The organism is Bradyrhizobium yuanmingense (assembly GCF_029167105.1).
In the GTDB taxonomy this organism is placed as follows: Bacteria; Pseudomonadota; Alphaproteobacteria; order Rhizobiales; family Xanthobacteraceae; genus Bradyrhizobium; species Bradyrhizobium yuanmingense_A.
The window spans coordinates 171,703-188,959 of the sequence record NZ_JARFML010000012.1 but is presented as its reverse complement, the minus strand read 5'-3'; the positions used below and the strand labels follow the sequence as shown (position 1 = coordinate 188,959).

Below are 17,257 nucleotides of genomic sequence, written 5' to 3'. Positions count from 1 at the left end.
GACATCCCGGCTCAGGGCTTGCCGATCAACATGGCGATCGCCGCCGCCACGAACGGGAAAGGCACCGAGACGGCGCAGCGGAACCAGACGAAACGGGCGGGCATGAACGGGATTTCCCACAGGATCACCCGCTGGAAGGCGAACAGCGCCCAGGCGACGACATAGGCGACGACCTGCGGCACCCCGCCGCCCGACTTCAGCGCCACCGCGCCGATGGAGAAGCCGACCACGGGGCCCCCGGGCGTGGCGGCGCCGGCGACCACGGCGGTCGCAACCCCGAGCCAGCCGCTATCCGGGCCGAGCCAGCCGGTGATCACCTCCTGCGGGATGATCGCGGCGATGTAGCCGGAGCCGATCACGCCCAGCGCAATCCGCGGCACGATGTTGACGAAATCCATCGTGCCCTCGCGCAGCGAGGCCACGAACACCGGGCGCCCACGGCGAAAGGCGATCATCCCGACGCCGAGCACCGAGCCCCACAGCAGGATGTCGATCAGAAGCGCTGCGCTCAACTCTCGTCGTCCTTCGCGAGCGGCTTCGAATAGAGCCTGACGTAAACGAAGCGGCCGAGGGCGCCGGCGAGCACCGGCAGCGGCAGCGAGATCACGATCCGCCACAGCGTGAAATCGGTGCCCATGATCGGGATTTCCCAGGCGACCGCCCGGCCATAGCCGATCAGCGTCCAGCTCACGACCATGGCGATGGTGGCGCCGAAATCGGCGCCGACCGCGAGCAGCGCGCTCGCCACCGGATAGGCGGTGAAGGGACCGCCGGGCAGAATTGCGCCGAAGGCGGTGCCAATCAGCAGGCCCATCAGGCCGGATTTCGGCCCGAGCGAGCGCGAGACTTTTTCGTGCGGCAGAATCTCGGAGATGAACGCCCCGAGCAGGCAGCCGGCGAGCACGCGCGGCAGAATGCCCGAGAACAACGAGAGATCGTGGGTGAGGATGTCCAGAACGCCGTCAGTGCCGTCCCGCCGCCAGACCAGTGCAGCACTCACCGCCACCAGAGCTGCGATGATGATGGTCGACCAGCCGATCGGCTTGCGGACCCGGCCCGGCCGCGGCTCGGATTCCGCGTCGCCGCCAGGCGCCGGATTGTTCGGGGAAGGTTCTGACAACGGGCTGGGTCGCTCGAGGGGTGATGCGCGTCCTGATTAAGGGCGCCGCCGACGCGATGCAAATGGTGTGACGACAGACCCATGCGCGCGCCGCGCAGGGCAATTCCGCACAGCAAAAAGGCGGCCGCTTGGTGCGACCGCCTTTGATCTTGTCATTCCGAGGCGGCGCGCCAGCGCCGAGCCCGGAATCCATCGGGCGTCAACCTCAGCAGACAAATGGATTCCGGGCTCGCGCTTCGCGCGCCCCGGAATGACATCGTCACGCCTTCTCGAACAGGGACTCCACGTATTCCCAGTTCACGAGGTTCTCGACGAACGCCTTGAGATAATCGGGACGGCGGTTGCGATAGTCGATGTAGTAGGAGTGCTCCCAGACGTCGCAGCCGAGGATCGGGGTGGCGCCGTGCACCAGCGGATTCTCGCCGTTCGGGGTCTTGGAGATCTCGAGCTTGCCGTTCTTGACCTGGAGCCAGCACCAGCCGGAGCCGAACTGGCCGACGCCGGCCGCCTGGAAGTCGGTCTTGAACTTCTCGAAGCCGCCGAGGTCCTCGTTGATCTTCTTCTCGAGCTTGCCCGGCAGCTTGGTGCCGCCGCCATTGGGCTTCATCCAGCTCCAGAAGTGGATGTGGTTGTAGTGCTGGCCGGCGTTGTTGAACACCGCGGGATTCTTGCCGAACGAGCCCTTGACGATCTCTTCAAGGGATTTGCCTTCCCATTCGGTCCCCTTAAGCGCGTTGTTGCCGTTGGTGACGTAGGCCTGATGATGCTTGTCGTGGTGATATTCCAGCGTCTCCTTCGACATGTACTGGCCGAGGGCGTCATAGGCGTAAGGAAGTGGGGGCAGCGTAAAGGTCATGGCTTCTTGTCCGCAACTGGTGGGGAACGAGTTCTAACGGTCACCCCTTATAGAAGGTTCCGCCGCCATTAAATACCTCAGAATTTGCGAAAAGGCGTGACTTGGCGCGTCCTGCCTGAATGCACAAATTCCCCGCAACCGGCCGCCGTCGATCAGACCTGCGGTTCGCTGTAAAATATCATTGCCTTTGAGGCGCTTAAGACAGAACAAACGCGCCACGAAGCGGAGCTATGGAGGACGACGCCATGAGCATCGAGATCGACATATTGAACGGCGACGCCTCGTGGCCGACGGCCGAGCCGCTCCTTCAGGCGGTCTGGGCACCGCAGTTGGTCGCAGGCAAGCCTTGGGCTCATGTCAAATGGGCCAATGCCGATCTCCGCGTGCTGGTCGAGACGCCCGAGGATGGTCTCGTCTGCCATGTCGGCATCTACTTCCGCACCATCACCTGGAATGGACAGAAGGTTCATGTCGGCGGCATCGGCGGCGTCTCCACGCGCGAGGACCAGCGCGGCCGTGGCTATGCGACCGTGGCGATCGACGCGGCGGTGCATACCATGCGCGCCAACGAGGCGGTTCGGTTCGCCCTACTGTTCTGCGAGCCGCACAATTTCGCGTTCTACGAGGCCCGGAGCTGGCTGCCGTTCAAAGGCGAGGTCTATTGCGAGCAGCCGGAAGGGCGGATCCGGTTCACCTACATGGCGCCCTATGTCTTCCACATCGTGCGCGCGCCGACGCTGGGCACCATCGACCTATGCGGCCTGCCGTGGTGAGCCCTGCGTGAGCCAGGGCTGCGCCGGCCACCTCATTCTCTTATAATATGTCGGTCATCATTTAATTTTCCGCCCGGTGAACATGACGATCGACGCCCCCGCAGATGCCGTCCCGCCGGTTGCGCCGGTCGCCTCCCCCATCGCGAGCCTCCTGACCGCGCCGATCCTGCCGACGCTGCTGCGGCTCGCGATCCCCAACATGATCGCGATGGTCGGCAGCACGCTGGTCGCGGTGGCCGAGACCTCCTATATCGGCCGGCTCGGCACCATCCCGCTCGCTGCGATCGCGCTGGTGTTTCCGTTCGCGATGCTGACGCAGATGATGAGCGCAGGCGCGATGGGCGGCGGCGTCTCCTCCGCAATCAGCCGCGCCCTCGGCGCAGGGGATCGCAACCGCGCCGCGACGCTGGCGCTGCATGCCGCCATCATCGGCCTGTGCGGCGGGCTGTTCTTCACGGTGATGATGCTCGCGTTCGGCCGCTCCTTCTTCGCGCTGCTCGGCGGACGCGAGCGCGTACTCGAGGAGGCCAGCAGCTATTCGCAGGTGCTGTTCTCCGGCGCGGTCGCGATCTGGCTCGTCAACACGCTGGCATCGGTGATCCGCGGCACCGGCGACATGCGCCTGCCTTCGATGGTTCTGATCGGGGCGAGCGTGCTGCAGATCGTGCTCGGCGGCACGCTGGGGCTCGGCCTGTTCGGAGTGCCGCAATTCGGCATGCCGGGCGTGGCGAGCGGCCAGCTGATCGCGTTCAGCTGCGCGGCGCTGTTCTTCCTCTGGTATCTGATGTCAGGCCGCAGCCGGCTGCCGCTCAATCTCCGCTCCTTCCATTTCGAGCGCGCGATGTTCCTGGACATTCTCAAAGTGGGCGCGGTGGCCTGCCTGTCGCCGCTCCAGACCGTGCTCACCATTCTGATCTTCACGAAGATCCTCGCGACCTTCGGCACCGAGATGCTGGCGGGCTACGGCATCGGCTCGCGGCTGGAATTTCTGCTGATCCCGATCACCTTCGCCTTCGGTATCGCCTCGGTGCCGATGGTCGGCATGGCGATCGGCGCCGGGCATGTGAAGCGCGCACGGCGCGTGGCCTGGACCGCGGCTGCGGCCTCAGGACTCACGGTCGGCCTGATCGGCCTGGTCGTTGCGCTCGCGCCGTCACTGTGGGTGGGGCTTTTCACCCGCGATCCCGGCGTCACCGCCGCCGCGCACAGCTATTTCCACTGGGCCGGTCCCGCCTTCGTGTTCTTCGGCATGGGCGTGTCGCTTTACTTCTCCTCGCAAGGGGCCGCACGCGTCGGCGGGCCCGTGCTCGCCTCCACGGCACGGCTTCTGATCGTTGCGATCGGCGGCATCGGACTGATGACCGCGCAGGCGCCGGCCTGGACCCTGTTCGCGCTGGTCGGCGGCGCCATGGTCGTGTTCGGGCTCTCGACCGCCGCCTCGGTCGCCTTCGCGCGCTGGGGCAAATGATCGCAGGCAAGTGCGCGGGCAGTTAAGCTCGGAAATGTGATTCCCGCGGGCGTTGCGCGCGCTCGATTTGCTGCTATGGAGGCGCCTCCATTCCGGGGCTCCTCTCCATGACATTCAGATTCGCCGCTCTCACCGTTATTCTGGCTGCGCTGATCAGTGCGCCTTCCGTCCATGCGCAGAGCGCCGACGGGACCTGGCTCACCCAGGCGGGCGACGCGCGCGTCAAGATCAGTAAATGCGGCGGCGGCATTTGCGGCCACATCGTCTGGCTGCGCGAGCCCATGGACAGCGCGACCGGGCAGCCCGCCACCGACAGCAAGAATCCCAATCCCGCGCTCGCCAGGCGTCCGATGATCGGCCTGCCATTGTTCAGCGGCATGGAGCCGGCGGGACCGAACAAATGGTCGGGCCAGATCTACAATGCCGACGACGGCAGCACCTATGCGAGCAACATCAGCCTGACTGGCGCGGACGCGCTGCGGGTCGAAGGCTGCGTCGGCGCGCTCTGCGGCGGTGAGACCTGGACGCGCGCGGGGCGCTAACCCGCTGCCATCATCGCCTTCAACGCCGTCGCCGCCGAGGCATAGCCGCCGCGCGCGCCGTCGATGAAATGGACGTGATCGCTGCGCAGCGCCGACGGCGCGAAGCAGGTCATCATCGCAGCGTCCTGCTGGTAGAGGCCGTAGCGAACGATGCCGTCGCGCGCAGCGGCTTTGAGACGATCGTTCAACGCGCGCTCGAGCTGCGGCGTGCAGTCCAGAATCATGCGCAGGCCGTCGTCGTATTTGCGGAAGTCCGAGTTCTCGACCACCTGCCGCTTGTAGAGGCTGGGCACGAAACCGCCGATCTTGATGTCGAAGCGCATGATGAAATAGGCGAACAGCGTATAGGCCAGTACGCTGGCTCTGCGCGCGAACAGCGGACCCCCGCGCCTGGTGCGGGCCTCGAATTCCACGCCCTGCGGCGGCCATTTTAGCGGGGGCCCCTGCGGCGGCACCGGCCGGCCGCCTTCCGGGCTGCGCTCGACGAGATGAATGATGTCCTCGATCACCTTGCGGAAGGCCTGCGGATCGACGCCGCGCGCCGGCATCACCAGCACCGACAGGATCAGGCCGCGCGCCGCCGGCATCACCTCGAAACGACACGACAGGCCCGAAAGGTCCGGCTGCGTGCCGGCAGGCGCCTCCTCGACGGCAAACTCGCCGCGCTTCATCGCGGCGTCGGCCCACGCGAGCCCGCCGCCCGAAAACATCGCATAGGACAGGTTGGCCGACGGCCCGAACCGGGCGACGCGCACATCGAGGCCGTGTGCGCGAATGGCGCTGACCGGCACCAAGGCGACGCGCAGGGTCAGATCGAGGCCTTCGCGCACCCAGGTCGCGGTCGCAGCCAGCGCCTGGCGAGCAAGCTCGACGTCGTCTGGCGCCACCGCGAAGCTGGCGCCGTCGCCGCCGAACACGAAGGGAAATTCCCGTCCCTCCAACGCATTGGTCACCGCCGCGATCACGGCGGCGCCGGCCATGTTCACCGCCTTGTAGCGCTGCGCGGCGATCGCCTTGGTCGAATCGACGATATCGGCAACACCGATGCTCCAGTCGTCCGGCAGCGGCGCATAGAGCGCAGGGTCCATCAGGCTGGTGAAGCCTCGGAAGACGGGAATGCCGCCATAGAAGGACTCGCCTGAACTCATCGGGATTGCCGGACGGTTGAAATGCGAAACAAGATACGTGGCAGGATCGATCCGGGTTCGCTGGCTCGCGCCCCCTTTCGATCATTGGCCGAAAGCGGCCCGGACAACAAGATGCGGCCGGCTTGCAATGCCGCGGCGGGACATTGATCGGCATCAAACGATCACCGGGGGGAGAGCAGCTATCGTCGGGCGACCCCAAGGGGTTGCATGGGAAAATCGAGATGTCCGACTTCAACAGCAAGGACTCTGCCATGCGCGAGCGCCGCAGCCGCCGCCTCACCGAAGGACCGCCGGAATCTTCACACGAGCGGATAGACCTGCCGAAGCAGCGGCGGTGAGCGGCTAGTGCAGCTTCTCGTCCTGACGCTTGCGCAGCTGAGATGCAGGGACGTCGTGGCAGCCGATCAGGCGCACGAACTGCTGCGGATACGCCTCGTGGCCGTGATCGCCGGAATTCTGATGCGACATCGGCGGGCAGCGAACCTCATCCGACTTCACACGCACCGGCTCTTTCAGGGCCCGGCTTGAAGCGGTCATGTTTGAAGTGGCCATCGACTGCTCCCCTTCGGTTAGGGCAGATCGATTGACGTAACCCAATCGATTGCGGGGCATCTTAGGACCAAATCCGGCTGGCTGTCATTGCGCACAATCAACGCAATTGTGGCAGCCGGGTTCCGTCTACGCCGTGTTCCCGGCATCGATGGTGAACACGGTGCCGGTGACGTTGCGGCCGCCTTCGCCCAAAAGGTATTCCACCATGCGCGCGACGTCGTCCGTCTCCGGCAGCCGGCGCAGCGCGCTGCGGCCCGCAATGCGCTTGCGGCCTTCCTCGGAGAGATTGTGCGTGAGCTCGGTGTCGATGAAGCCGGGCGCGATCGCGTTCACGGTAATGCCGAGCTTGCCGACCTCACGGGCCAGCGAGCGGGTGAAGCCGGTCGCGGCGGCCTTGGTCGCGCCGTAGACGGACAGGCCGTTATAGCCTGTCGTCGCGATGATCGAGGAGATGTTGATGATGCGGCCGGCGCCGTCGGCCATCATCTGGCGCGCCACATATTTGGTGAGGATGATCGGCGACAGCACGTTGAGCTGCACCAGCGCCTCGATCTCGGAATTGTGCATGGTGGCCAGCAGGCCTTCGGTGCCGAGACCGGCATTGTTGACGAGGCCGTAGATCGGGCCGAATTCGTCGCGCACGAGCTTTGCGAAGGCCGGGACTGCATCGATCACGGCAAGATCGCAGGCGCGGAAATGCAGGCGCCCGTCGGCGGCTGCGATGGCCGCCTTGAGCTCGTCGCTCTCGCGCCGCGCCGCCGCGATGACGTTGAAGCCGGCAGCGACCAGGCGCTTGCCGATCGCAAGTCCGATGCCGCGGCTGCCGCCGGTGACGAGAACGTTATGCATCGGTGCGCGCCAGTTTTCCGGCCGGGGTGACGTCGAGCGCCTCGACGAAGCGGAGCACCGCCGGCACCTTGTGGGATGCGAGCTGAGCACGGCACAGATCCAGGATCTGGTCGCGGATCTCTTTCGCGCGCGCCGGATCGGTGCCCTCGGCGAGGATCACGTCCGCGGCGACGATGCCGCCGGTGATCGGGCTCTTGCGCGACTTCGCGCGCGACATCCGTACATCCGGATGGCGGTTGATCACGGCCTCGATCTCCTCGGGGTGGACCTTCAGTCCGCCGATGTTGATGATGCCGCCACGACGACCGACGAAATAATAGCGGTTGCCGCGCAGCTCGACGATGTCGCCGCTGTCGACGAAGCCGTCGTCGTCGGTGAGCGACGCCGCATTGCGCCCGATATAGGCATGGGCCGTGCGCGTTGAGCGGATACGCAGCGAGCCGTCGACGACCTTCATCTCGACGCCGTTGCGGTTGCCGAGATAGTCGGCCGGAAAGCCTTCCAGCCCGTCATTGACGGCGAAGCCGACGCCGGCCTCGGTCGAGGCATAGGCATGGCCGACGGACGCATTGGGGAATGCCGCTTTCAGGCCGTCGAGCACGGCCTGGTCGGCGATCTCGCCGGAGAGACGGACGTAAGCCGGGGCGAACTGCGCGGCCGAGCCGCTCATCAGGAGCTTGCGCCAATGCGAAGGCGTGCCGGAGATATGCGAAACAGCGCGCGCCTTCAGCCGCGCGACGTGATCGGCGAGCGCCTCATGGGGATCGGACAGCACCAACGAGCCGCCTGAGAGGATGGCGCGGAGAAAGATTTGCAGGCCGCCATAGCGGCGGATGTCGTAGAATGTTGCCCAGACCGGCGCAGGTCCGCGCGATGGGCCTTCGGCGACGATCGCACCGGTCAAGGCTTCCAGCGTATGGCCGGCGATCTTGGGCACGCCCGAGGTGCCCGAAGTCAACATCAGCCATTCGGTGCCGCGCTCGGTCTTGGCCGGCGCGGAGGCTTGAAGCGGCAATTCCGCGGTGACGACCAGCGGCACACCGGACGCCGCCCAGCGGTCGGGCTCGTCGGTCACGACGGCATCGATCCCGGCATCCGCGATCAAGGTGTCGAGATGCGCCGGATTGAGATCGGGCGAACACAGCAGCATGCGGCGGGCGATGCCGTCGAGCTCGATCATGGCAAGACCGGACCGGAGCTGGTCCGACAGCATGAGCAGCACGGCGCGGCCGGACAGCTCGTGCAGCCGTCCGCCCAAGACCGTCTGCGACAGGATGTCGGTCAGCGACACGACATCATGCGCATCGGAGATGGTGCGGCCTTTCAGCTCCGCGCCGAGATGGTCGCGAAGTGCAAAGATCTCACGCGGGGACATTTTCGTAGGCCCGCACGAAATCGCCCACCGTGGCGGGGAACGCTGCGTCCTCGGAAATGGTGAAGGGATCGACGCCGGTCTCGTCCTCGAGGCGAGCGACCAGGATGGCGAAGGCGAGCGAGTCGAAGCCCGTCTCGTGCAGGGACAGATCGTCCGAGAGAGCGGGAAGCGTGACGTGCTGCTCCTTTGCGATCTGCTGGATCGCTTCAATGACCTTTGACCTTACCGACATGGCTGGCTCGCTTTGTTATCGATTTCGTTGTTGCGGCGGCTCTTGCTGACCGCCTCCCCATCGCGGTCTGTTTACCCGACAGAAGTAAATGGCTTCTTGGACAATTCAGATAAAATTGGACCTATCTCTCGATTTTGGTTGCCCTACAGCCTGATCGTGCCGCACGAGATGGCCGCATACGTCTCCGTGTCCAGCGCGACGTACGCGCCGGATGTCGGGTCGAGCATGAACAGCGGATCGGAGATCGCGGCCGGGTCAAATCCCTCGCGGGCGAGCTCGCCCTTCTTCTGCTTGAAGGTCTCGGTGGCGTCGAGCTCGCGCGAGATGCGGATGAAGAGCGGGCGGGCGTAGACCGGCAGGCGCTGTGCGAGATGGGCGGGCAGCGCCGTGATGTCAAAGCCCTCGTTCACGACGATCGCGCTCATCCCGGCCCGGCCGTCGGCGCCGGGAATGCTGACGCCATAGGTGGTGGCATCGACAACGCCGGTGAAATCGCGCACGGCATCGTTCACCTCCGAGGTCGCGACATTCTCGCCCTTCCAGCGGAACGTGTCGCCGATACGATCGACGAAATGGAAGAATCCCTTGTCGTCCATCCGCATCAGATCGCCGGTACGGAACCAGGCATCGCCCTTGACGAAGACGTCGCGCAGAATCTTCTTCTCGGTCTCACCGGCATCGGTGTAGCCCTCGAAGCGCCCACCGCCCTCGTCCGCGGTGCCGATGCGGCCGATGGCTTCGCCGGCCTCGCCGCGGCTGCAGGCGATGCAAAAGCCTTCGGCATTGCGCAGCGGCGCGCCGCTATCGGGGTCGAGCTTGACCAGGCTGGCAGGAAAGCGGTGCGCGAGCAGCGGCGGGATGCGGCCGATCGCGCCCGGCTGTCCCTCGACGTTGAACAGCGAGAAATTGCCTTCGGTCGCGGCGTAGAATTCGAGGATGCGTGGAATGGCGAAACGCGCCTGGAAATCCTCCCAGATATCGCCGCGCAGCCCGTTGCCGCAGGCGAGCCGCAGGCGGTGCCGGTTCTCATATTCCGAGGGTGCGGCCTTGAGCAGGTAACGGCAGAGCTCGCCGATATATTGAAACAGCGTGCAGTCGTGCCGGACGATGTCGGACCAGAAATGCGAGGCCGAGAATTTCTCGGCGATCACCACCGAACCGCCGGCGGCTAGCATGCTGCACGGCGCGACGATGCCGCCGACCGAATGGAACAGCGGCAGACAATCGTAGAGTCGATCCTGCGGCGTCGCGCCGGTGAGGCCGGCGAACCAAAAGCCCCAATTGAGGATGCGGCGGTGGCTGATGCTGGCCGCTTTCGGCAGGCCAGTGGTGCCGGAGGTGTAGATCAGCAGCGCACGATCATCGATCGTGACATCGCCGTGCTCGTCGGGCGTAAGCGGGGCGTCGTCGAGAACGGCAAGCGCGACATCGATGGCAAGTTCGCTGCGGCTATCGCCATGCGCCCAGACTTTTGTCGCCGTCTTCAGATGAGGCGCCGCGCTGTCCAGCATCCCCGTCAGCTCATGCGCAACGATGACATGCGAGGGCATTGCGACGTCGAGGCAGTGCGCGAGCGATTGCCCGACGAGCTTGGTGTTGATCAGTGCGACCACGCCGCCGACGCGACTGATGCCGAGCCAGGCCGCGACATAGTCGATGCCGTTCGGCATGATCAGCGCAACGGTATCGCCCTTGGACAGGCCGACCGAGCGCGCCCAGCGGGCGTAGCGATTGATTCTCTTCGAGAGGCCCTCGTAATCGAGACTTGCCTCGTCTGCCACCAGGGCAACGCGGTTCGGCTGGCGCTGCGCCCAATCGTCAACGACGTCGGCTAACAGGCGGCCCGGCAGCGTTTCGATCCGCGCGGTGAGCTCGATCGCCCTCAACCAGATCTTGGAAGCCGACGGTGCGCGTGCGGCTTTCGGCTGCTCGATGACGCCGGTGGTCATATTGTTCACTCTTTCGGGCGATCTGCGGTTTCCGGCAGTTTAGCCCGCGCGCCCTGACCCAGGCGTTAAGAGACAAGGTAAAACCCGGTTAGGGCGCGATTAACTGTTCTCGGCAGCCTGCAACCGAGGTCGAAGCGCCGGGTGGGGGCTTTCGCCTCTTGGGGAGAGTCCCATTGCGGAAGCACCCTCTCCCCAAACCCTCTCCCGCAAGCGAGAGAGGGAGCGCACCTCCTTCGCTGCGATCAAGACTTATTTCACTGCGCCTCAGTGCACCTTCTTGGGACGCCGGCGCGGCGGCGGCGACTCGTTGAAGGCGTAATAGGGATTGAGGTCGCAGGTCGCAGCAAGGCCCGAGGCCGTGGCGCGGCACTGCTCCAACGAGGTGAACGAGCAGTCGAAATAGTCACTGCCTCCGCCACCAGGGCCGCCACCGACGTAGCGGTGCATGCAGACGGGATAGGCCGGATCATATTTCTGCGCGCTGGCATCCGCCGCGCCCAGCAGCGTGAAGATCGCGGTAAGAGTGAGGAATGACGAGCGCATGGGGAAATCCTCGAATTGGTGACGCCGCTCCATATGACACAACATCTCGTCGTCCGCGACTGTTCCTGAGACCTGATGACGTCAAGGTGAGTGGGACGCGCAGCGCCAAAGGCGTTGCGCGATGAGCGTCTGACAACCTGGCGGTCCGAATGATGCTGCGAGGCAGCGCTAGCCGCCGAGCCCCTGCAACACCAGCCGGTTCAGCCGTGCCGCGAACGCCGCCGGGTCTTCCGGCAATTCGCCGTCCAGGATCTGCGCCTGCTCGAGCAGGAGCAGGCTGAGATCGTCGACGACTGTCGAGCCAGCCTGCGCCTTGGTGACTGCGGTGACCAGCGGATGGCGCAAATTGATCTCGAGGATCGGCTTGGTCTTCATGCCGCGGTTCTGCTGCGACAAGATGCGCTCGAGCTCGCGGCTCGGGCCCTGGCTGTCAGCGACGAGGCAGGAGGCCGAGCTGGTCAGGCGCGTCGAGACCTTGACGTCGCTGACGCGCTCGCCCAGCGCGGCCTTGATCACGGCGATGGTGGCCGCTTCGTCCGCAGCCGGCTCGTCCGTCTTCGCCTCGTCCTTATCGTCGATACGCGGAATCAAATCGAGATTGAGATCGCCCTGGCTCAGCGACTTCAGCGGCTTGCCTTCGAAATCCGAGGGCATCGAGGTCCAGAACGCGTCGACGGGATCCGACAGCAGCAGCACCTCGATGCCGCGCGCGGTCGCAGCTTCCAGCCGCGGATTGGATTTCAGCCGCTCGATGCTGTCGCCGACGAGATAATAGATCTCGGTCTGGTTCGGCTTGAAATCGGCGACGACCTGCTTCAGCGACCGCTTCTCGCCCGAGGTGGTGGTGAAGCGCGACAGCCCCAGCAGCTTTTCGCGCCGTTCGAAATCCTCGTAGATGCCCTCCTTCAGCACCGCGCCGAAGGCGTCCCAGATCTTGGCAAAGTTCTCCGAGTCCTTCTCGGCAAGGCTTTCGAGCTCGGACAACACACGCGTCGCCACCGCCTTGCGGATCTGCGCCAGCTGCGGATTGTTCTGGAGCATCTCGCGCGAAATGTTGAGCGGAAGATCCTCGCTGTCGACCACGCCGCGGATGAAGCGCAGGTACCCCGGTAAGAGGTCGGCATCGTCGGTGATGAAGACGCGCCGGACGTAGAGCTTCACGCGGCCCTTGCGGTTCGGCTCGAACAGGTCGAACGGCTTGGTCGAGGGCGCGAACAGCAGCACGGCGTAGGAGTAACGTCCTTCCGCGCGGTAGTGCAGCGTCATCGCGGGATCGTCGAAGGCAGAGGCGATCTGCTGATAGGCCTTCTTGTAATCGTCAGCCGTGAGCTCGGATTTGGAGCGCTGCCACAACGCGCTCGCCGAATTGATCTGGCGCGGCTCGCCGTCTTCGGGCACGAGCTCAATTGGAAACAGGATGTTGTCGGAATAGGCGGTGACGATACGCTCGATCTCGTAGGTCTCGAGATATTTCTTGGCGTCGTCCTTCAAGTGCAGGACGATCTCGGTGCCGCGCGTCAGGCGCGCCGCTTCCTCGTCGCTGGCACGGGCGATCTCGAAGCCGGAGCCGCCGGAGGACGTCCAGGTCCAGACATCGCTCTCGCCGGCGCGGCGGCTGATCACGACGATCTTCTCGGCGACCATGAAGGCGGAATAGAAACCGACACCGAACTGGCCGATCAGGCCGAGCCCGTCCTTGGCCTCTTTCAGCTTCGACACGAACGCCTTGGTGCCGGAGCGGGCGATGGTGCCGAGATGGTCGATCAGCTCCTGCCGCTCCATGCCGATGCCGTTGTCGGCGATCGTGAGCGTCTTGGCCGTCTTGTTCGGGATGATGCGGATCTTGAGTGCGTCGCCTTCGCCCAGCAGGGCGGGACTGGCGATGGCCTCGTAGCGCAGCTTGTCGCAGGCATCGGAGGCGTTCGAGATGAGCTCGCGGAGGAAGATGTCGGTTTCCGAATAGACGGAGTGCACCATCAGGTGCAGCAGTTCGGAAACTTCGGCCTGGAAAGGCTGCGTATGCACAGCCGTATCTGACGTCGTCATGCGCTTACCCGGTCAAACAAAGGGAGGGAACCCGGATATAGCGCGAGGCAACGGCGGATCAAGAGGATGTGAAGGCTGGGTCCGCCAGGCCACCCCTGGCGGGTGGGGTCAGGTCACGCAGCGGCCGGGCTGAAGCAGCCTCGCGACCTCGGTCAGCGAGCTGACCATCGGCTCACAGGCGATCGTGGGCTTGTTGCGAGGCTTCTTCTGGTTCTGGAGCAGCACGGGCGTCTTGGCATTGCCGGTCTCGATGACCGCGGGAACCCGCAGCAGAACGGACGTGTCGGCGAGGTCATTCAGCCGCATCGAGACCGTGCGGGTGGGAACAGCTGCCGGCTTAATGTCGGCGAGCCGGTCTGCCTTGGCGGTGCGGTTGACGTTGTGGCCCACCGCGACGCTGGAACTGTGGCTAGGGATGTCGGCGACCGCCTGCCAGCGGTCTGCGAGATCGTGCCCAGAGGCCAGCTGCACGGCACCGAGGGTGGCGACGACCGCAATTGCGCTTAAAAAAACCTTTTGAATCTGTGACATGGCTGTCGATCCCTCGCCCCATGGCGGGCACGGGAACAACGCCGCCGCAGGATCGGGGGTTCTCGACAACTACGATCACTTAACCGTGTGCGAAAAATGCAGCAGACCGGCAAAATATTTCGCGAGCCGTGGAACGACTTTCGCGCACAGGAGTCGTCTCAGCAGCCGGCTATTCCCCCCTGCCCCATAAGCCGGCGACGTAGGGCGCGACTGTGGTGATGCCAGTCGCGCCTTACTTTTATCTGCCGGACATTCGTCCCATTGTTTCACCACCCCACCATCCGCCACCTTGGCCCGGCACGCCCCGGGAGCAGCGGCTCCTCCGAAACTAGTCGAACTGCCAATTCGCAGGAACCCAGGCGTAGCCGCCGTCGGTTTTCAGTATTCGGCCAAGACCGGGGAAGGGGTAATGGAATCCCAGGACGAGAAGCTTGTCCGCTGCCGCGCGGTCGAAAATACGGCGGCGCGACTGCAACGCGGCATCCTTGTCACGATCGGGGCCCGGCCGCCAATTTCGATCCACATTGACGACCGGATGATATGCGAGATCGGCCGTCAGCAAGAGCTGGCTTGCTCCTGAATGAACGAGGAACGTCGCCATTCCAGGCGTATGCCCGTGTGCTGCCAACGTGGTCAACCCGGGCACGATCTCCGTTCCGGCCTGATACAACACGGCATCGGTCGCAATCGGTTCCACGCTGCGCTTGATGGCCTCACCGAATCGTCGGCGGAATTCCGCATTTACAGGCATGTATGAAAGATCGGGCTCGCCGCGGACGAAGAAATTCCAATCGGCTTCGGGCAGATACACCGTTGCACGCGGGAATGATTTGCCGCCGTTGGCGTTTCGTAGATTACCGACATGGTCCGGATGCGTGTGCGAGACGACGACGACATCGATATCCTCCGGCTTCAGGCCGACAGCCGCGAGGTTGCCAAACACTCGCCCACCGTTCGGTCCCATCGTCTGCGCTGCGCCAGCCTCGATGAGAACGCGACGGCCGCCCGTCTCGATCAGAAGCGTGTTGAGATTGAGCGTCATCACGTCCGTAGGGAGGAATGCGCGGATCAGTGCCTCCTGAAGCTCCATTTCCGGCGCATCGTTGGCGTAGATCCTGGGCGGGCCAGAAAGAAGCCCGTCGCTGAGCACGGTCGCCTGGATGTCCCCGACCCGAAATCGATAGAATCCGGCATTGTTCGCCGTGGTGCCCAGTGCTGCCGCCTCGGCACCACCGCCAATTCCCAATGCCGGGAGCGCCGCAGCAGCGGTCAGCATGATCTTGCGGCGGTTGATCGAGTAGGCGCTCAAGACAAACTCCTTCTGTCATTCGAATTGCCGAGCGCCGGAGACGCTATCCGGGCGGCTGAGACGCCTCGAACCTAGGGGATGCGACGAATTGCAGAAAGTGGCCCACCGCGATAAACGTTATTCACTAACTGGAAAACGCGGATCAAAAGCCGACCCTTCGATGAGGAGCCCGTGGATCGTCCGTCAACCGATGACATCCTCTATCGCGTCGATCTCAACCTGTTGGTGATCTTGAAGACGCTGCTCGAAACTCGCAGCGTCACCAAGACTGCAGAACGGAGCCAAATGAGTCAGCCCGCCGTCAGCAGAGCATTGGCGAAGCTGCGCCGGGTTTTTGACGATGCGCTGCTCGTGAAAGCTGGAACGACAATGCGGCCCACCGTCCGCGGCGGCGAACTTCTCGAACCGATACAGAAGGCTCTGGCGGGAGTCAGCGACGTGCTCGCCAACCGGTCCGAGTTCGACCCGACCTCGAGTGAGCGCGTCTTTCGTATTGCCACGACGGATTACGGTGCGACGGTCATCCTTCCGCGACTTGCGCATCTCATGACTTCCGAAGCGCCGAGGACAAGTCTCGAAATCACGCCCGTCGATGCGCAGACTTTCAGAAGCCTTGGAGAGGTGAACATCGACCTTGCGCTCTATAGCGATAACCCGCTCCCAACCAGCCTTCGTACCCGAGACCTTTTCCGGGAGCGCTTCGCATGCCTGGTACGCGCCGGCCACCCCGCCGTCAGGCGGTCCAAAGCAGGGCGGATGCGTCTGGACGACTACGTCGCATTCTCCCACATCCTCGTGACCGTGGTTGGGGGCAGAGCTGGTCCGGTCGATACCGCGCTCGCAACGCTTGGCCATATCAGGCACATCGCGGTGCGGTTACCCTATTTCGCCACGGCAGCTCTTGTGGCGTCGACCTCCGATCTCATTTTGACGATCCCACGCCGTGCCGCGGAGAATTTCTCGGGTGACCCGCGGCTTCGCCTGATCGAACCTCCCTTGGAGCTTCCCAATTTCGATTATCGGATGGTATGGCACGAGCGAACGCATTCGGAGCCGGGCCACGCCTGGCTCCGTCGACTCGTCTTGAAGGCCGTCCGGTCAAACACGCCTTTGTCTTGATCATTGGAAAACGGAGGCCTGCGGCGCCGTCGGGATGCCTGTTCATCGGCAGGTGCATCCTTCCTGATCCAATGATCGGCCGTTCAGTAAATGAAGACCGCGCCGACCGCGAGCAAAGAGGCCACGAGGATCAGACGAATGCCGAAGTCGAAGGCGGCGATCCATTGCATCAGGGACTCCAAATCTGCTGCGCCAGATCATATGACGAACGGAAGGCTGCTCGTTGATCGCCCGGTCAGACTCAAAAGAGCGCTCAGGACGACCGTGCGCTTCGCTTTTGAGCGAGGTCCGTGACTGCCTTGTCTCGCATGGCCTGCAGGCCGACTTCCATGAACCTGCGAAAGTCGTTCTGGACGTAGGGCCGGATGAGATAGCCGTCCGGCCAGATCTTGGGCCGGAACGAATAGGTCCAGCGCACGCGGGTCGCTTGGCCGTTGCCGATGAGCTCCAGCTCGCTCACCGCATATCTGATGTAGCGCCCGGTCCGGTTGGTAAGATTCCATACCTGGTACTGTAGAAACTGCGGGTTGCGGTCCGTGATCTCTTCCAGCGCGCTGTTGTTGTCCGAGAATACGACTCGCCGGCGGTCGCCTGGCTTGCTCCAGCCACCGCTCAAGGACTCGGTGCTCACCACGCCGGGCACATTGTCCGTTCCGGTGAGGAACGAGCCGAATGCGGCGGCGCCACGGTCAGCGAACCAGGTCGTTACGGAGGCCAAGGGTGCCTGGATCTCGGTCTCGACGCTGATCTTCTCGAAGTCCGCACTGCGCTCCAATTCCGGCCGGGCGACATCATGTGCTTGGTCGAGGCTCGCTTTGGATACGACGGGATCGGCACCGACCAAG

At 64.2% G+C, this 17,257-nt stretch carries 18 protein-coding genes; 4 read left to right on the top strand and 14 right to left on the bottom strand.

All coding sequences use genetic code 11. From position 1 onward, the window contains the following. Positions 1–11: 11 nt before the first annotated feature. From P0R31_RS17965 to P0R31_RS17955, 3 genes are all read right to left on the bottom strand, one after another. Positions 12–512, bottom strand: coding sequence for a hypothetical protein (locus P0R31_RS17965; RefSeq protein ID WP_275515232.1), 501 nt, complete (start codon positions 510–512; stop codon positions 12–14). Continuing rightward, complete coding sequence (locus P0R31_RS17960) at positions 509–1,120, bottom strand: permease (RefSeq protein ID WP_275515231.1); 612 nt, start codon at positions 1,118–1,120, stop codon at positions 509–511. The genes P0R31_RS17965 and P0R31_RS17960 overlap by 4 nt, the downstream gene beginning before the upstream one ends. A 259-nt stretch (positions 1,121–1,379) precedes the next feature. Beyond that, the gene (locus P0R31_RS17955) at positions 1,380–1,976 is read right to left on the bottom strand and encodes a superoxide dismutase (RefSeq protein ID WP_027573470.1); all 597 of its coding nucleotides are present in this window, start codon (positions 1,974–1,976) and stop codon (positions 1,380–1,382) included. Positions 1,977–2,221: 245 nt separating this feature from the next. Here P0R31_RS17955 and P0R31_RS17950 point away from each other — a divergent pair, with 245 nt between their 5' ends. From P0R31_RS17950 to P0R31_RS17940, 3 genes are all read left to right on the top strand, one after another. Continuing rightward, positions 2,222–2,749, top strand: a complete 528-nt coding sequence (locus P0R31_RS17950; protein ID WP_275515230.1) for a GNAT family N-acetyltransferase — start codon at positions 2,222–2,224, stop codon at positions 2,747–2,749. An 82-nt stretch (positions 2,750–2,831) separates the two neighbouring features. Beyond that, positions 2,832–4,217: an MATE family efflux transporter gene (locus P0R31_RS17945; protein ID WP_275515229.1), complete on the top strand. Its 1,386-nt coding sequence runs from the start codon at positions 2,832–2,834 to the stop codon at positions 4,215–4,217. Between the two features lie 107 nt (positions 4,218–4,324). Beyond that, on the top strand, positions 4,325–4,759 hold the full coding sequence (locus P0R31_RS17940) for a DUF2147 domain-containing protein (RefSeq protein WP_275515227.1): 435 nt from the start codon (positions 4,325–4,327) through the stop codon (positions 4,757–4,759). On the opposite strand, the gene P0R31_RS17935 is transcribed toward P0R31_RS17940, so the two are convergent. From P0R31_RS17935 to P0R31_RS17890, 10 genes are all read right to left on the bottom strand, one after another. Next, positions 4,756–5,907 carry a DUF3095 domain-containing protein gene (locus P0R31_RS17935; RefSeq protein ID WP_275515226.1) on the bottom strand — a complete coding sequence of 384 codons (1,152 nt, stop codon included), beginning with the start codon at positions 5,905–5,907 and terminating at the stop codon, positions 4,756–4,758. The two genes, P0R31_RS17940 and P0R31_RS17935, sit on opposite strands and share 4 nt — an antisense overlap. Positions 5,908–6,249: 342 nt before the next feature. Then, positions 6,250–6,459 carry a hypothetical protein gene (locus P0R31_RS17930; RefSeq protein ID WP_275515225.1) on the bottom strand — a complete coding sequence of 70 codons (210 nt, stop codon included), beginning with the start codon at positions 6,457–6,459 and terminating at the stop codon, positions 6,250–6,252. Between the two features lie 126 nt (positions 6,460–6,585). Beyond that, positions 6,586–7,308: an SDR family NAD(P)-dependent oxidoreductase gene (locus tag P0R31_RS17925; RefSeq protein WP_275515224.1), complete on the bottom strand. Its 723-nt coding sequence runs from the start codon at positions 7,306–7,308 to the stop codon at positions 6,586–6,588. After that, positions 7,301–8,683 carry a class I adenylate-forming enzyme family protein gene (locus tag P0R31_RS17920; protein ID WP_275515223.1) on the bottom strand — a complete coding sequence of 461 codons (1,383 nt, stop codon included), beginning with the start codon at positions 8,681–8,683 and terminating at the stop codon, positions 7,301–7,303. The genes P0R31_RS17925 and P0R31_RS17920 overlap by 8 nt, the downstream gene beginning before the upstream one ends. After that, complete coding sequence (locus tag P0R31_RS17915; protein WP_015688794.1) at positions 8,670–8,915, bottom strand: acyl carrier protein; 246 nt, start codon at positions 8,913–8,915, stop codon at positions 8,670–8,672. Before P0R31_RS17915 ends, P0R31_RS17920 begins: the two co-directional genes overlap by 14 nt. A 143-nt stretch (positions 8,916–9,058) precedes the next feature. Continuing rightward, complete coding sequence (locus P0R31_RS17910) at positions 9,059–10,873, bottom strand: long-chain-acyl-CoA synthetase (RefSeq protein WP_275515221.1); 1,815 nt, start codon at positions 10,871–10,873, stop codon at positions 9,059–9,061. 255 nt (positions 10,874–11,128) lie between these two features. After that, positions 11,129–11,407: a DUF3551 domain-containing protein gene (locus tag P0R31_RS17905; protein ID WP_275515219.1), complete on the bottom strand. Its 279-nt coding sequence runs from the start codon at positions 11,405–11,407 to the stop codon at positions 11,129–11,131. 168 nt (positions 11,408–11,575) lie between these two features. Further along, positions 11,576–13,453, bottom strand: a complete 1,878-nt coding sequence (htpG, locus tag P0R31_RS17900; protein WP_275515218.1) for a molecular chaperone HtpG — start codon at positions 13,451–13,453, stop codon at positions 11,576–11,578. A gap of 108 nt (positions 13,454–13,561) precedes the next feature. Beyond that, positions 13,562–13,984 (bottom strand): hypothetical protein, encoded by a 423-nt coding sequence (locus tag P0R31_RS17895; protein WP_275515217.1) that lies wholly within the window; start codon positions 13,982–13,984, stop codon positions 13,562–13,564. A gap of 328 nt (positions 13,985–14,312) precedes the next feature. Next, on the bottom strand, positions 14,313–15,260 hold the full coding sequence (locus P0R31_RS17890; protein WP_275515299.1) for an MBL fold metallo-hydrolase: 948 nt from the start codon (positions 15,258–15,260) through the stop codon (positions 14,313–14,315). A 204-nt stretch (positions 15,261–15,464) separates the two neighbouring features. Here P0R31_RS17890 and P0R31_RS17885 point away from each other — a divergent pair, with 204 nt between their 5' ends. After that, positions 15,465–16,412, top strand: a complete 948-nt coding sequence (locus P0R31_RS17885) for a LysR family transcriptional regulator (RefSeq protein ID WP_275515216.1) — start codon at positions 15,465–15,467, stop codon at positions 16,410–16,412. Positions 16,413–16,665: 253 nt separating this feature from the next. Here the strand turns inward: P0R31_RS17885 and P0R31_RS17880 are convergent, their stop codons facing one another. Further along, positions 16,666–17,256: an SRPBCC family protein gene (locus P0R31_RS17880; protein ID WP_275515214.1), complete on the bottom strand. Its 591-nt coding sequence runs from the start codon at positions 17,254–17,256 to the stop codon at positions 16,666–16,668. Position 17,257 lies beyond the last annotated feature (1 nt).

What these genes read in the sequence shown, in the direction of transcription:
- P0R31_RS17915 (WP_015688794.1), bottom strand. Translation starts at nt 8,915, where the DNA reads ATGTCGGTAAGGTCAAAGGTCATTGAAGCGATCCAGCAGATCGCAAAG.
- P0R31_RS17945 (WP_275515229.1), top strand. Translation starts at nt 2,832, where the DNA reads ATGACGATCGACGCCCCCGCAGATGCCGTCCCGCCGGTTGCGCCGGTC.
- P0R31_RS17920 (WP_275515223.1), bottom strand. Translation starts at nt 8,683, where the DNA reads ATGTCCCCGCGTGAGATCTTTGCACTTCGCGACCATCTCGGCGCGGAG.
- P0R31_RS17925 (WP_275515224.1), bottom strand. Translation starts at nt 7,308, where the DNA reads ATGCATAACGTTCTCGTCACCGGCGGCAGCCGCGGCATCGGACTTGCG.
- P0R31_RS17905 (WP_275515219.1), bottom strand. Translation starts at nt 11,407, where the DNA reads ATGCGCTCGTCATTCCTCACTCTTACCGCGATCTTCACGCTGCTGGGC.
- P0R31_RS17950 (WP_275515230.1), top strand. Translation starts at nt 2,222, where the DNA reads ATGAGCATCGAGATCGACATATTGAACGGCGACGCCTCGTGGCCGACG.
- P0R31_RS17895 (WP_275515217.1), bottom strand. Translation starts at nt 13,984, where the DNA reads ATGTCACAGATTCAAAAGGTTTTTTTAAGCGCAATTGCGGTCGTCGCC.
- P0R31_RS17955 (WP_027573470.1), bottom strand. Translation starts at nt 1,976, where the DNA reads ATGACCTTTACGCTGCCCCCACTTCCTTACGCCTATGACGCCCTCGGC.
- htpG (WP_275515218.1), bottom strand. Translation starts at nt 13,453, where the DNA reads ATGACGACGTCAGATACGGCTGTGCATACGCAGCCTTTCCAGGCCGAA.
- P0R31_RS17940 (WP_275515227.1), top strand. Translation starts at nt 4,325, where the DNA reads ATGACATTCAGATTCGCCGCTCTCACCGTTATTCTGGCTGCGCTGATC.
- P0R31_RS17930 (WP_275515225.1), bottom strand. Translation starts at nt 6,459, where the DNA reads ATGGCCACTTCAAACATGACCGCTTCAAGCCGGGCCCTGAAAGAGCCG.
- P0R31_RS17935 (WP_275515226.1), bottom strand. Translation starts at nt 5,907, where the DNA reads ATGAGTTCAGGCGAGTCCTTCTATGGCGGCATTCCCGTCTTCCGAGGC.
- P0R31_RS17890 (WP_275515299.1), bottom strand. Translation starts at nt 15,260, where the DNA reads ATGCTGACCGCTGCTGCGGCGCTCCCGGCATTGGGAATTGGCGGTGGT.